General features: G+C 34.5%; 17 protein-coding genes and 2 tRNA genes. 9 read left to right on the top strand and 10 right to left on the bottom strand.

All coding sequences use genetic code 11. The annotated features are described in order from the left end of the window. Positions 1 to 183 precede the first annotated feature (183 nt). The 8 genes from WFK35_RS04780 to WFK35_RS04745 form a co-directional block, all read right to left on the bottom strand. Positions 184 to 738 carry a hypothetical protein gene (locus WFK35_RS04780; protein WP_336731595.1) on the bottom strand — a complete coding sequence of 185 codons (555 nt, stop codon included), beginning with the start codon at positions 736 to 738 and terminating at the stop codon, positions 184 to 186. 96 nt (positions 739 to 834) lie between these two features. Beyond that, positions 835 to 1,218: a tetratricopeptide repeat protein gene (locus WFK35_RS04775; RefSeq protein ID WP_336731594.1), complete on the bottom strand. Its 384-nt coding sequence runs from the start codon at positions 1,216 to 1,218 to the stop codon at positions 835 to 837. A gap of 5 nt (positions 1,219 to 1,223) precedes the next feature. After that, positions 1,224 to 1,646: a hypothetical protein gene (locus WFK35_RS04770; RefSeq protein WP_336731592.1), complete on the bottom strand. Its 423-nt coding sequence runs from the start codon at positions 1,644 to 1,646 to the stop codon at positions 1,224 to 1,226. 84 nt (positions 1,647 to 1,730) lie between these two features. After that, positions 1,731 to 1,803, bottom strand: a tRNA-Lys gene (locus WFK35_RS04765). Positions 1,804 to 1,808: 5 nt separating this feature from the next. Next, positions 1,809 to 1,881 (bottom strand) — tRNA-OTHER (locus tag WFK35_RS04760). 7 nt (positions 1,882 to 1,888) lie between these two features. After that, entirely contained in the window at positions 1,889 to 3,205 is a 1,317-nt protein-coding gene (locus WFK35_RS04755) for a hypothetical protein (RefSeq protein WP_336731591.1), read from the bottom strand. 40 nt (positions 3,206 to 3,245) lie between these two features. Next, on the bottom strand, positions 3,246 to 3,677 hold the full coding sequence (locus WFK35_RS04750; protein ID WP_336731590.1) for a hypothetical protein: 432 nt from the start codon (positions 3,675 to 3,677) through the stop codon (positions 3,246 to 3,248). Between the two features lie 293 nt (positions 3,678 to 3,970). Continuing rightward, a complete protein-coding gene (locus tag WFK35_RS04745) occupies positions 3,971 to 6,019 on the bottom strand; it encodes a M3 family metallopeptidase (RefSeq protein ID WP_336731588.1) in 2,049 nt (682 codons plus the stop codon). Positions 6,020 to 6,231: 212 nt separating this feature from the next. Here WFK35_RS04745 and WFK35_RS04740 point away from each other — a divergent pair, with 212 nt between their 5' ends. Continuing rightward, positions 6,232 to 6,765 (top strand): SRPBCC family protein, encoded by a 534-nt coding sequence (locus WFK35_RS04740; protein WP_336731587.1) that lies wholly within the window; start codon positions 6,232 to 6,234, stop codon positions 6,763 to 6,765. Between the two features lie 60 nt (positions 6,766 to 6,825). Here WFK35_RS04740 and WFK35_RS04735 read toward each other — a convergent pair whose 3' ends face one another. Then, positions 6,826 to 7,194, bottom strand: coding sequence for a DUF805 domain-containing protein (locus WFK35_RS04735; RefSeq protein WP_336731586.1), 369 nt, complete (start codon positions 7,192 to 7,194; stop codon positions 6,826 to 6,828). 138 nt (positions 7,195 to 7,332) lie between these two features. Between WFK35_RS04735 and WFK35_RS04730 the strand changes: the two genes are divergently transcribed. The 4 genes from WFK35_RS04730 to rimM all read left to right on the top strand — a co-directional run bounded on the left by WFK35_RS04730 (position 7,333) and on the right by rimM (position 9,855). After that, positions 7,333 to 7,782, top strand: a complete 450-nt coding sequence (locus WFK35_RS04730) for a hypothetical protein (protein WP_214590678.1) — start codon at positions 7,333 to 7,335, stop codon at positions 7,780 to 7,782. 226 nt (positions 7,783 to 8,008) lie between these two features. Continuing rightward, the gene (locus tag WFK35_RS04725; RefSeq protein WP_336731584.1) at positions 8,009 to 8,521 is read left to right on the top strand and encodes a nitroreductase family protein; all 513 of its coding nucleotides are present in this window, start codon (positions 8,009 to 8,011) and stop codon (positions 8,519 to 8,521) included. 224 nt (positions 8,522 to 8,745) lie between these two features. Next, positions 8,746 to 9,300 (top strand): 30S ribosomal protein S16, encoded by a 555-nt coding sequence (locus WFK35_RS04720; protein WP_214590676.1) that lies wholly within the window; start codon positions 8,746 to 8,748, stop codon positions 9,298 to 9,300. Between the two features lie 12 nt (positions 9,301 to 9,312). Then, positions 9,313 to 9,855: a ribosome maturation factor RimM gene (gene rimM / locus WFK35_RS04715; RefSeq protein ID WP_116096879.1), complete on the top strand. Its 543-nt coding sequence runs from the start codon at positions 9,313 to 9,315 to the stop codon at positions 9,853 to 9,855. A 21-nt stretch (positions 9,856 to 9,876) separates the two neighbouring features. Here rimM and WFK35_RS04710 read toward each other — a convergent pair whose 3' ends face one another. Beyond that, positions 9,877 to 10,833 (bottom strand): XRE family transcriptional regulator, encoded by a 957-nt coding sequence (locus WFK35_RS04710; protein WP_336731581.1) that lies wholly within the window; start codon positions 10,831 to 10,833, stop codon positions 9,877 to 9,879. 90 nt (positions 10,834 to 10,923) lie between these two features. On the opposite strand from WFK35_RS04710, the gene WFK35_RS04705 reads away from it, so the two are divergent. The 4 genes from WFK35_RS04705 to WFK35_RS04690 all read left to right on the top strand — a co-directional run bounded on the left by WFK35_RS04705 (position 10,924) and on the right by WFK35_RS04690 (position 13,890). Further along, the gene (locus WFK35_RS04705) at positions 10,924 to 11,394 is read left to right on the top strand and encodes a hypothetical protein (RefSeq protein ID WP_336731579.1); all 471 of its coding nucleotides are present in this window, start codon (positions 10,924 to 10,926) and stop codon (positions 11,392 to 11,394) included. A gap of 20 nt (positions 11,395 to 11,414) precedes the next feature. Next, positions 11,415 to 12,014 (top strand): CDP-alcohol phosphatidyltransferase family protein, encoded by a 600-nt coding sequence (locus WFK35_RS04700; RefSeq protein WP_336731578.1) that lies wholly within the window; start codon positions 11,415 to 11,417, stop codon positions 12,012 to 12,014. A 134-nt stretch (positions 12,015 to 12,148) separates the two neighbouring features. Then, positions 12,149 to 13,597, top strand: coding sequence for an asparagine--tRNA ligase (gene asnS / locus WFK35_RS04695; RefSeq protein ID WP_336731577.1), 1,449 nt, complete (start codon positions 12,149 to 12,151; stop codon positions 13,595 to 13,597). A gap of 77 nt (positions 13,598 to 13,674) precedes the next feature. Further along, positions 13,675 to 13,890, top strand: coding sequence for a DUF2683 family protein (locus tag WFK35_RS04690; protein WP_336731575.1), 216 nt, complete (start codon positions 13,675 to 13,677; stop codon positions 13,888 to 13,890). Positions 13,891 to 13,961: the final 71 nt, after the last annotated feature.

Below are 13,961 nucleotides of genomic sequence, written 5' to 3'. Positions count from 1 at the left end.
TTGGCAAATCAGGAGGAATATTGAAAAAATAGAGAGAAATTAAAGCGCTTTGCTCAGGATTCACCCACACAATACGTTCCGCATTCTGATCAACGATTTCCCATCCGAAAGTGGGGATAGAAACCGAATGGATGGTAACTTCCGGCTTTTTTCTTTTAAAGAAAGTAAACATAGTTATTGATTTTAAAGTTTATGATTTGCCGTTTTAAGGAATTTTATCAATTCGGCAAGTTCGTTTTGGGAAAACTGTATTTCATTCTGACTGTAGAATGTAGCTGGCAATTTCAGGTAATATTCCCATGTTTTCAGATCAGCATGGTAGTTGCTTCCTGTTTCAATACCGCTTTTGGTGGTGTATTTGTATTTGGTGTCGTTTTCAGTTTTGGAAGATGAGTTCTGCTGAATTTTTTCAAGCGCATTGATGAGTTTTTCGACTTCATCTTTTTCCAGAGTAATGGTCTTTCTGGAAATGTTGTCGAAAGTTTCGGAAAGTGTCATGATGCCCAAAACACTCAGCGTAGAATCATCCGACAAATCTTTAAGAACAATTTTCTGAAAATGAAGGTCTTTAAAGTCACCGAGTTTTATGATTTCTTTTTGAATTACCGTTTCTTTTTTTGAACTGAAGTTTTGATAATTTTTCTCCAGACCCACATTCAAAGGTTTTACAGTGGGAATCTGCGCTTTAAGAGCTGAAAAAATGACAATAAAAAATGCTGAAATAATTGTTTTCTTCATATAAGATGGTTATTATTTATGTTTTTTAAAAATGCTGAAATTACAGAAAAATTGGGAATTGATTATTAAACCGAATCATTATTTTAGATAAAATTCTCAACGCGACTCCGGATCAAAATGAGCTTTAAAAGTAAGCGGATCTTCTGTTTTGTCTTCTGCAATTTCCAAAAATTCATGATATTCTTCAGGATGCTTTCCCATGTAAGTCATGACAATTGCAAGATTAATAAAAAGATTCTTATCAGCCGAACCCAGATTTAATGCCTGATGAAGATATTCCAAAGCCTGCTCGTCTTCTCCCATGTCAGAATAGATTGCACCAATGTTAATTAAAGCGGAAGTATTTTCCGGTTCTAGTGCTAAAATTTCGTCCAGTTCTTTGATTAAAAGATCGTTAATTGCATCCCAATGATCTTCATTTTCCCATCTTTTGGCCTGAAGTTTTTTTACGTTTTGTAATCTTGTGTTTGTGTTATTCATGATTTTTATTTTTTTTCTAAAATTTCAGAACAAATATTTTTGCCTTCATTGCACCAATACTCATATATAATATAATTTTTTCCTGTTTCTACCACTTCATACTCCGTTTTCTTACCAACATAAAATAAGCTGTCTAGCATTTTATATTTTGTTTTTATATTTTTTATTTCGGCTTCAAATTTACATTTACTCAGCATTTTTATATCACTTTCTATAGTAACAGTTTTTCTTCCATAGATTTCAGTCATTTTATTATTATTGAATTTAACTTTAAAACCAGAGTTACCTTTTTCGTCCCTTGAAAAAGTTCCTTTTTTTATTAAATCGCAGTTGGGAATTTTATCTGAATCTGGGAAATCATTTCTTCTTTGAGATTGACATGTTGAATATAATGCCGTTAGAGTAAAAAGGATAATTTTAAACTTCATTAAAAGGAAATAAAGACAATTACATTATATTTTTATGAACACCAATCTTTAAAATATTAAAGGATTCATTGAATATAATTTTTGTTCTGATAACAGGGCTCGAACCTGTGTCCTCCCGGGTGAAGAGCCGGGTGCTCTGCCGCTGAGCTATACCAGATACGAAGATAAGTGTAGGGCTCGAACCTACGTCAATCCGGAAGAAGAGCCGGATATTCTGCCACTGAATTAACCTATCTTAATTTTTAATTTATTTTTCCAGAGAAAAATTTATTCTTTCTTAAAACTGTTGCCAAAAATGGATTTGAAACCGTTGCTCCGTGTACAAGTTCGGGTGTCGGTTTAAATTTCGCAACTGAATGTTGTCTTGGTGCAATCCATCCTGATTTTTCGGGATCTATTCTTGCTTCTCGACAAATATCTGTAATTAATTTTTTATTGCAAAATGCTTCCCCCTGAAAAACTTCCCAAGGTAGAGGGATCTTGTTCCATACTTCTGTATTAGGATCAATCTTACTGCCTGTTGCATAATGCCATGCAACAACATCAGCAGCCATTAATCTCATGACTTTTCCAAAGCAAATGTCTTCCAGAATAAAATCCATTCCCATTGCATAAATAAGATTCATCCAGTTGTCTCTTGCTTTATTCCATGCTCCTGCTGTATTATTCCAGGTTGTAGAATCATTTCCGCGTTTTACAGCCATTGTCTGGCGATTGATATCATTATTATTCCATAGAACTTCTAAAAAACCTGAGATTTCCTGAATAATAGATGTCCATTTGCCTAAGAGTTCGCCTTTTTGTTTATCACTTAAATGATTTAAAGTTGTATTGCTTGTATAAATATGAGAAATGGCCCACCAATTTGTATTTTCTGAGTTTTCCTTACATCTAAGGAGTAATATTTCGCAAATTTCATCAAATGGTCTTTCCTGACTTTGATTGGTAAATACACTTCTCATATTGCAGCGTGCATTATAATAAGCGATAAAACATGCAGTATTTAGATCAGATTGAAAATCCTCAAAACTTATCGTGTGAGCTAGTCCGTGTTTAGAAATTTTTTGAAACTCAAGCTTTTTAGTTTCCTGAATTAATGTTTTTAATTTCTTTTCGATCCTTTTTAGGAGACGCCATTTTTTATTGTAATTCCGTTTAGAAATATCCAGACCTATTTCTTTTCTTTGAATTTTGTTCAGCCTGTCTGTCTTAAAATTATTCTGACCAAAGGATTTGAAAATTAGCGGAGAAGTTTTATTTAAAAAATCTTCAATATCTTCTGTCTTACGACCATATTTGTCCGTATTTTGAGTTTCAATCTTAAAGATTTCTATGGCTTTATTAATTTGGACTTCTGCACCAACTGTAGTTCCAAAACTTTCTAACATTGAAGTATAGCCGTACAGATTTCTATTCAGAGATCCTTTCGCTGCTTTTTCCAGAATTTGATTTTCATGAGTTGAAAGTTGAACTTTCATAAGTTCAACAATCATTTCCGCAACATCTTCCGGACGTCGTCGTTCATCTAAGGTTTTGTAAAGATCTTTGATATTGTACATTGTCACTTTTTATTTCAAATCTAATAATAAACTGTGAAAATTATTGATACTTCATTTTAAAATCAAGTCCATTTTCATATTCGGCAGGATTTATGAAAGTAATAACTCCAATATCAGAATTCAGCCTTTCTTTCAAATCATTTAAATAAATTTCAGCTAAGGTAATGGTTCCGTCAATAGTTAAACTGAAGACCGTTTTATTATCATCTGTGATATTGACGCCAAATGAAATTTTATCAGGATTATTAACATATTGATTCCAGTAAAATGTCTGGTCAACATGATCTTTATTTACAAAATAATCGATCATCTCTTTATTGTTGGTAAAGCCTTCTTCGCTATCTATTCTGGAAGTATAATCTAAATTCAAAGACTCATATATAGGCAGATAAAGATGTAAAAGTTCAAAAATTTTTTCGGTTGATTTTCCGTCAAAATAAACCTGACAGACAATGTCTTTAATTAATTCCATGGTTTTAACTTCGAATTGGTTTAAAACGGATTCTCAAATATAAATTTTAATTCTATGCAAAGTAAAACAATTTTTAAGATGAAAGATAACAAGCATATTTCCGTTATGTGCAGATGATGAAACGTGCGCTTCATAGCAGATGAAATCTGCCTCACTTTGCTTTACTTAAATATTTAGCTCTGAATATAAAGCTTTGCGTTTCAGATTATAATTAAAGAATAGCTGAAAATTTCATCACAGATTTTTAAAATAAAACCATTAAGCTCAATAACTTAATGGTTTTATAAATGTTTTTATCCAAACGCTCTCTTCAGCAAACTTTCCACTTTCGGTTCACTTCCTCTGAAATTCTTGTACAGTTCCATTGGATCTTTTGTACCGCCGGAAGAAAGAAGAACTTTGTATTTTGCAGCGATTTCAGGATTGAAAATTCCGTTTTCCTTGAAATATTGAAACGCATCTGCATCCAGAACTTCCGCCCATTTGTAAGAATAATATCCCGCAGAATATCCACCCTGAAAAATATGTGAAAAACTCGGACTCATCGCCGTTTCAGGATTCGCAGGATATAACTGTGTTGCTTTTGTATATTCATCCTCAAACTCCTTCACACTCTTATTCTCCAACTCTCCGACTTTAGTATGGTAATTCATGTCCAGTAACCCAAAACCAAGCTGCCTCAACGTCTGATAACCTTCCATAAAGTTTTTTGACTGTGCAATTTTCTCAATTTTTTCATCCGGTAAAACTTCTCCTGTTTTGTAATGTTTTGCGAACGTTTTTAAGAATTCCGGTTCGTAGCAGAAATTTTCAAGGAATTGAGAAGGCAGCTCCACGAAATCCCATTTTACGGAAGTTCCGGAAAGAGTAGGGTATTGCGTATCGGCAAGCATTCCGTGAAGAGCATGACCAAATTCGTGGAACAAAGTTGTTACTTCCTGAAACGTAAGTAAACTTGGAGTATCCTTCGTCGGTTTGCTGAAATTGCAAACGATAGAAATATGCGGACGGGAATTTTCACCGTCTTTTTTGTACTGGTTTTTATAACTCGTCATCCATGCTCCCGCTCTTTTGCCTTTTCGCGGGAAATAATCTACGTAAAGCAAAGCTTTGTAATCTGTTGCAATCAATCTAGAGCTAGAAGCTGCAGCTATTTCTTTCACTTCATACACTTTTACATCTTCATGGTATTTCGGAATATCATTTCTTTCCTCAAAAGTAATATCAAAAAGTTTTTCAGCCAATCCAAAAACCGCATCCTGGACCTGATGTAAAGGAAAATAAGGTTTTAATTCTTCATCATTAAGGTCATATTTTGCTTTGCGGAGTTTTTCTGCATAAAAAGCGTGGTCATAACCTTGCATTTCTTCAATTCCGTCTGCTTTTGCCAAAGATTTCAACTCTTCAATTTCTTTGTCGGCATAAGGTTTTGCTTTGGTTAAAAGTTCGTTCAGAAAATCGATAACTTTTGTCGGAGATTTTGCCATTCTTTCCTCCAGAACATAATCTGCGTAGTTTTTATAGCCTAATAATTCAGCTTTTTGCTGTTTTAAAGAAAGGAGTTCTTTAATTAAATTCTGATTATCAAATTCTCCGCCGTCGAAAGACTTTTTGCCGTTCGCCAAAGCAATTTCCTTTCTCAATTCGCGGTTTTCAGCATACGTCATAAACGGAATGTAACTTGGATATTGCAGAGTTACCACCCATCCTTCCAGATTTCTTTCTTTGGCTTCTTCTGCATATTGTTCCAGAATAGCTTCCGGAATTCCCGCAAGATCTTCTTTATTGGTGATATGTTTAAAATAATTATTCGTCGAAGCCAACACATTCTGCCCGAACTGAAGTGATTTTAAAGATAAATCCATGCTGATTTTCTTTAATTTCTCTTTGTCTTCTTCATTTAATAAAGCACCGCTTCTCACAAAACCTTTGTACGTTTCATTCAGAAGCATTTCCTGCTCTTCGTTGAGGTTATATTTCCCTTTTTCATCGTACACTTTTTTAATTTTACTGAAAAGAGCTTCGTTTTGAGAAATTTTTGAAGAATATTCTGTTAAAATCGGAGAAACTTCCTGTGCGATCTTTTGGATTTCGTCGCTGGTTTCTGCAGAATTTAAATTGAAAAATATATTGGAAACCACATCAAGCTGCTCTCCTGAATACGCCAATGCTTCAATTACATTTTCAAAGGTTGGTTCTGCAGAATTATTGGTGATCGCATCGATCTCTTCTTCGGACTTTTTAATTAACTCTTTAAAAGCAGGAAGATAATCTTCAGTTTTAATCTGATCGAAAGGTGCTGAATGATATGGTGTGGTAAATTTTTCTGTTAAAATATTCATATTCTGATTTTTAATTATTGTAAATTTAATGATTCTCCGGAACCGACAGCGAAAATGTTCAAAAATGATGCCTGAAAAGAAGTTGTGACAAAATTGATATTATTGTATAATCTTGTCATATGCAAAGTTAAGATGAAGCCGGATTGATTAATTTTGACAGTTAACTAAAGTCTTATTAAGATAAAATTATAAACTCCTAAAATAATATAGCGATGAAAACATTTTTAAAGGCTCTTGGAATCATTATTTTGTTAATTGCAGTTTATGCTGTAGTTGCCATTTTGGCTTTCGGCAACAATTATCATTATGAAAAATCTATGGTGATGAATGCTCCGAAAGAAAAAGTCTGGAAACAGATCAGTTCCACAAAAGCATTCAATCAGTGGAATCCTTGGATGAAGCTGGATACGAATATGAAACTTACATACTCCGGAAATGAAGGACAGGTGGGAGATAAATATTGTTGGGACAGCAAAAATGATGATGCAGGAGCAGGATGTCAGGAAATAAAAGAATTGGTTGAAAACCAGAAACAAAAGACTGAAATGATTTTTGAAAGACCTTTTGCGGGACAGGCAACCTCAGAAATTACTTTATCTCCAGAAGGAAATGGTACAAAAGTAACGTGGACGATGGATACGGAACAAGATCCGATGATGAAAATAATGCGCCCGATGATGGATTACCAAATGGGAAAATCCTACGAAGAAGGTCTGAATAATCTGAAGAAATTAGTAGAGAAATAAAGAATTTGTTTAAGCCAAAAATAAATTAAAGCCTTGTAAAATTTTCACAAGGCTTTATTCTTAATATTCTTTTTGACCTATTTCATTGATAGAATTATAATTTCCTTCACCTTTCGGGTTGGGACCGTATTCATTCGGACCATGGTCACTATCCGCAAATAACATCCAGAGTGAATAAAAAGGAATAATCTGAAACCATCCTGAATTTCCTCTGTCGTGACATCTTTTTGCTCCTTGTGCTAACATAAACCACACTAGAGGAATAAGCAATAGTAAAAAGATAATAAGAAGAATTCCTGGAGGATCTTCGTTATTATTAATATTAAAATAAAGATTGAAGGGAACAGAAAATACTAAATAGATAAGATAGGATAGTCCATACTCTGTTCTTCTGATTCTTCCCTCGAAAGAAAATGGTGCTTTAAACATGGTATTTTTAGTTTTATTTGTTAAAAAACAAATGTAGAAATTATTTTAAAATTTCAGTACCATATTTGGAATTGTTATTTATGTTAAGCCGAATAAGAATTATTGAAAAAATATTATCTTTATATAAAGATTTGATTCATGGAGAAGACCGTATTTGAGAAAAATAACATAAGAAATTATGTGAAGAACGTAATTGCCGAAAAAATTGAGAAACTTAAAAACTTTATTGAATTTACTCAGGAAGCAAGCCGTGATATAAAAAAAACTCCGAAATATGACAGCATGCGCGAGGAAATGCAGGAAGAAATCTACCAGATGCAGCGTCAGTTGGGCGCATTAAATGATCTCAGGAGAAATATGGCTAAAGTCCTGAATAATTCTACCGAAAGAGTTCAGTTGGGTTCTCTGGTCATTACCAATAAGGCAAGGTTTTATATTTCAGTTTCTTTAGGTGAATTTTTTTTCGAAGGAGACCGCTTTTACGCTATTTCATCTGAAAGCCCGATGGCAAAGAAAATGATGGGCATGAAACCCGGTGATGAATTTACGCTCAATAAAATCCATCAGAAAATTGTTGAGGTACTTTAATTTTTATAAATGATGAATGATAAATGATGAATTTTTCAAACTAAACATTGCTGTCATTCTGAATGGAGCGCAGCGGAATGAAGAATCTATTTTGATGATATTACCGTTGAATATTCGTCAGAATGATAAACAAACTTTTAAAATAAACGGATAATCTAAATTATTAATAACTAAAAACTATCAGCTATCAACAGCCAACCATCAACTTTTTCGTAATTTTACGCTCATGAATAAAGCAGAAGTTTTAAAAGAAATCATAGAGCAGAGAAGAAGTATATTCCCGAAAGATTATTCGGATACTGAAATTTCACAGGAAATTCTCGACGAAGTTTTACATTCGGCAACGTTAGCTCCCAATCATAAACGTACAAAACCCTGGCGTTTTAAAACCTTCAGAGGAGAAGAAAAAGCAAATCTTGCTTTAGAAATGCAGTCGATTTACAAATCTACCCAACCCGAAGCGCTTTTTTTAGAGAAAAAATACAACGATATCGGCTTTAAAATCAATAAAGCAGATACTGTAGTCTCCATTGTTGTTAATTTCAGCGGAATGGTTCCGGAATGGGAAGAAATTGCCGCAGTTTCTATGGCAGTTCAGAATATGTACTTAACCTGTACGGCAAACGGAATCGGTTGTTACTGGAGTTCCCCGAAAATCGTAGACCATTTAAAAGAGTCTTTAACGATTGAGGAAAACCAAAAATGTCTTGGGTTGTTCTACATGGGTAATTTGGACTAAATAGCCCTGATCGAACGGCATGTCTGAGCTCTTTTCCTTGGATTCCGGCGCGGCGAAGCCGCGCCGGAATCCAAGGAAAAAGCGAGTAGTGAGAGCAGGTTCCCGGCTCCAAAAAAAGAGAATTTGCAAAACTTTTTACCGGAAGCTTTTTACTTTGAACTTTTTTATTATCTTTGCACTCTTAAATATTTAACTGGGACGAGTTCCCGTAAAATTCAAACATTATGTCAGTAAAAATCAGATTACAAAGACACGGATCTAAAGGAAGACCTTTTTTCCACATCGTGGTTGCAGATTCTAGAGCAAGAAGAGATGGTAAATTCATCGAGAAACTAGGAACATACAACCCAATTACAAACCCTGCAACTATCGATTTGAACGTTGATTCTGCTGTAAAGTGGTTAAACAACGGTGCTCAGCCAACTGATACTGCAAGAGCTATTCTTTCTTACAAAGGAGCACTTTACAAAAAACACTTACAAGGTGGTGTTGCTAAAGGAGCTTTTGATGAGGCTGAAGCTGAAAAAAGATTCAATGCTTGGGTAGAAGCTAAAGAAGCTAAAGTACAAGGTAAAGTAGACGGTTTGGCTACTGCTAAATCTGATGCTAAGAAAGCTGCTTTAGAAGCTGAAGTAAAAGTAAATGAAGCTAGATTGGCTGCTGCTGCACAGGCTGAAGCGGACGCTAAAGCTGCTGAAGAAGCTGCAAATGCACCTGCTGAAGAAACTACAGAAGGAGAAGCTGCTGCTGAATCTACAGAAGAAAATACTGAAGCTTAAGAAAAATCCGGTATGCGTAAAGAAGATTGCTATTTATTAGGAAAAATCACGCGCAGACACGGACTTGCGGGAAACGTTATCCTTAAACTGGATACCGATCAGCCCGAGCTTTACAATAAACTGGAATCAATATTCGTTGAAATCAACGGATTATTGGTTCCTTTTTTTATTGAAAAATCATCATGGAGTAAATTGGACGCTCTTAATATTGCCTTTAAAAATTCCTCGGAAGCTTTAGTGGATCAGTCATTGGGGAAAAACGTCTATCTTCCTCTCTCAAGTTTACCAAAACTTACCGGAAAGCAATTTTATTACCATGAAATCATCGGATACAATATCCATGATGAAAATGATAACGACTGTGGAGTGATCCGTTCTGTAAACGATCAGACAGCGCAGGTTTACTTTATTACCAATCTCGACGGAAAAGAAGTGGTAATCCCTATCATTAAAGACTGGATCTTAGAAGTGAACAGAGATGAAAGATTCATCAAAATGCATCTTCCCGAAGGTCTTATTGATGTTTTCTTGGTTCCTTCCAAGAAAGACGAATAATTTTACAAATAATTTTGCTGCTTACATTTTAGTATCCAGTTTCTTTTTCAAATCCTCAATCTGAGTATACATTCGGTTAAAAAATATTTTTCGGTCCCGGTTTCCCGAAGTATTCATCGATTTTGAATTTTTTATCTGATGTTCAAAATAATTCAGTGTTTCGGTACACGTCTTTTCATCGTTAATCAGAATATAGCCAAACATATTGGTCGGAATGGCAAAGAGTGACTGTTGAGGATGATGAAAAAAGATGTCATTGGAAAGATGCATCAGTTCATTTTCATACAACTGAAATTTAGGATTGTTTTCTGTTTTTTCCTCAATATACTGTATAAGTTCCGTTAATTCATTTAAAATAATCAGAGCCTCACTCTGTTTCAGGTGCCCGGTTTCAGAATAAAACAAAATTTGCTGTAGGATGCTCGAAATGGTACTGTTATTCCATAACTCAATAACATTCTGTTCCTCATATTTCTTCCTGAGTTCTTTCGTATCGAGTTTAAAATCGGGAGGCGAAAACTGCAGAAAAGGAATGAAAACCTGTTTGGAATTAAGCAGATTCATCCATACATATACTTTAAAACGGGAAAGCATAGAATCTGAAAGCGTGTAGAAAAACGGAATATCTTTCGCCGAATAATAGATCGTCATTCCTTTTGAAAGAGGAAGATTTTCAAACACATTTAGATTGTTCTGGAAAAATGATTTTAAATCTTCTGTTTCCGTAACAACACTTGTTTTTCTTATGATAATCTGCCGGTCAGAAGTCTGAAACTGATCCAGAGAAATCTGAAAATATTTTGCCAGTTCCAAAGCTTCCTCTAAACTGAATTTTGCTTTCAGGGAAGTTCTTCGGTGTGCCGCATCGTAGCTGATATTGAGAATGTTGGCAATTTCGTCATTCAGAGATTTTTCGCCAATCTTTTTTCGGATTTCTTTAAGCAAACGTTCCTGATACATGGTTTTTGCGATTTTCACAAATGTAGAGATTTATTTTAATTTTTTTTCGCATTTATGAAACAGCTTTTCAAGTATAGCTTTGAGGTGTAATTTTTAAAATAAGCAATCATGAAAAATTTGTTATTAATCATTGCGCTGTCTTTTTGCAGTTTTGTAAACGCACAAATCGGCAACAAAAAAGACTGGGCAATTATAGGATCAATTATTTGCACTCGTCTCGAATTAACCATCATGAATAATAAATCTTTTCTTTCTTTCGGTCCGAAAATTCCTCTTAATGAAAATAATTATGTGAGTTTAAGAGGGCATTTCAATTGGTGGGATACACCGGAAAGAAAAATTATTATCATTCCGGAACTGGATTATTTTTATAAAGTTGCAGATTTCAAAGAAAAAAATATGATTACCAATTTATATACCGGCGCTGGAATTACTCCATATGCGGTATCACCAAAATTTGGAATAGTTTTTTACCATTTTATTTCTGCTGAAGCGGGTTATAATATTGAATACGAACCTTATAAGTACTTTTCTACTTCAGGTTTCAGATTTTCTTTGGGATTTAATTTAGTCTTTTAAATCTTAAAAAAACAATTGAAATGAAAACAATACCCTATCTATTAATCGCCACAAGATTTTGTTTGGCTCCAATCATCCTTTTATTAGCTTATTTTAAAGGAGAAGAATCCCGGTTTTTAATTTTAAGCTTAATGTATTTCGGTTTATTAACAGATATTTTCGACGGAATCATCGCACGAAAAGTCGGTGTCTCTTCCGAAAAACTTAGAAGATTAGACAGTCAGACCGATTTGATATTCTGGCTATCTCTTGGATTTGCTTCTTATTTTTTAAATGCTGAATTAATAAAAAACGAATGGAAAGGAGTTGCGCTAATTTTCGTAATGGAAGCACTTTGTTATGTAATAAGCTGGCTAAAATTCGGGAAAGAGACCTGTACTCACGCTTTTTTATCGAAAATGTGGGGACTGAGTTTGCTGATCGCTTTTACCTATTTAATTGGATTTCAACAGGCAGGATGGACTTTTTATCTTACCGTTATTTTAGGATTTGTTTCGCATATTGACGTAATTTTAATTATTTTGATTCTTCCCAAATGGCAATATGATGTTCCGAGTTCTTATCATGCATGGAAAATTAGGAAAGGAAAGCAGAGGAAAAAAACGATTTTCTTTAATTGATTCTTATTTAAAGCATATTTTTTTGAGTAATTAATTGATAAATGAATTGAATTAAAACAGTGTAATCCTCAAATTGCGCTGTTTTTTTGTAACTTTGCAGACATTAATTTTTACAGAAAAATTTTAATCAACAAATGAAAAAGCAGACAATTAAGGAAATCCTACAGGATTACAAGAAAGTATTACATCATGACATTACGGTTTACGGTTGGGTAAGAACGTTCCGTGCAAATCGCTTCATTGCGCTTAATGATGGTTCTACGATTAATAATTTGCAGATTGTTGTTGATTTTGAAAATTTCGACGAAGAGATTATCAGCAAAATCAGTACAGCTTCTTCCCTTAAAATTGTAGGAGAAGTGGTGGAAAGTCAGGGAGCAGGACAGGCTGTTGAGATTTTAGCTAAAAAAATTACCATTTTAGGAGATAACTTCACGGAAGAAAGAGACAAAACGATTCTTCAGCCTAAAAAACACTCATTGGAAACTTTGAGAGATCAGGCGCATTTGAGATTCAGAACCAATTTGTTCGGAGCAGTTTTCAGAGTGCGTCATGCGGTGAGTTTTGCGGTACATTCTTTCTTTAACCAGAATCAGTTTTTCTACATCAACACACCGGTCATTACGGGAGCCGATGCGGAAGGAGCGGGCGAAATGTTTGGGGTAACGAACTTTGATTTAAATAATATTCCAAGAGATGAGCAGGGAGACATCGATTTTGCTCAGGATTTCTTCGGAAGAAAAACAAATTTAACGGTTTCCGGACAGCTTGAAGGAGAGACTGCGGCGATGGGATTGGGAAGAATTTATACTTTCGGACCTACTTTTCGTGCAGAAAATTCAAACACAACACGACACCTTGCAGAATTCTGGATGATTGAGCCGGAAGTGGCTTTTAACAACCTTGAGGATAACATTGATCTTGCAGAAGATTTCTTAAAATATGTAATTAAATATGTACTGGATCACTGCAAAGACGATCTTGAGTTCTTAGACAAACGTTTTGAAGAAGAGCAAAAATCCAAGGCTGAAAAAGACAGAGCAAAAGAAGGTCTTATCGAAAAGCTTGAAAATGTAATTGCGAAACGTTTCAAGAGAGTTTCTTATACAGAAGCTATCGAGATCTTAATGAACTCAAAAGAAAATAAGAAAGGAAAATTCCAGTATCCGGTTGAAAACTGGGGAACCGATCTTCAATCTGAGCACGAAAGATATCTGGTTGAAAAACATTTCGAAAGTCCGGTAGTTCTGTTTGATTATCCAAAAGAGATCAAAGCATTCTACATGAAGCTGAATGAAGACGGAAAAACAGTTGCTGCGATGGACGTTCTTTTCCCGGGAATCGGAGAAATCATAGGTGGTTCTGAAAGAGAAGCCAGACTGGATGTTCTTAAGCAGAAAATGGCAGAAATGCACGTTGATGAACACGAATTATGGTGGTACTTAGATACAAGAAAATTCGGTTCTGTTCCGCACGCAGGATTTGGTCTCGGATTGGAAAGACTGGTTCTTTTCGTAACAGGAATGACGAACATCAGAGATGTAATTCCTTTTCCAAGAACACCTAAAAATGCTGAGTTCTAATTTTTTAATAAAACATATAGAAATCCTTCTGAGAACATCGGAAGGATTTTTTATTAACTTTACTTAAAATAATGATGATGAGTACAATTACCATACATACAGAAAACGAAAATCAGATCAATCTTCTGAAAGCTCTTCTGAAAGAGCTTAAAATTAATTTTGAAATAAATAAAGAAGAAAATCTTACAGAGTGGCAGAATAAACAATTGCTAAAGGGTATAGATGAGGCTGATAAAGGAGATTTTGTTAGTAAAGAAGATGCTAAAGAAATTTTGGATCAATGTTTCAGATAAAATGGACTCGTCAGGCATTGTTATCTTTTGCTGACACGTTAAAATATTGGATTGTTCATAATTCTTCCCAA

It is taken from the genome of Chryseobacterium sp. VD8, assembly GCF_037149975.1.
Classification (GTDB): domain Bacteria; phylum Bacteroidota; class Bacteroidia; order Flavobacteriales; family Weeksellaceae; genus Chryseobacterium; species Chryseobacterium indicum.
The sequence above is the reverse complement of the archived record's forward strand: the minus strand, read 5'-3'. Positions and strand labels throughout refer to the sequence as shown.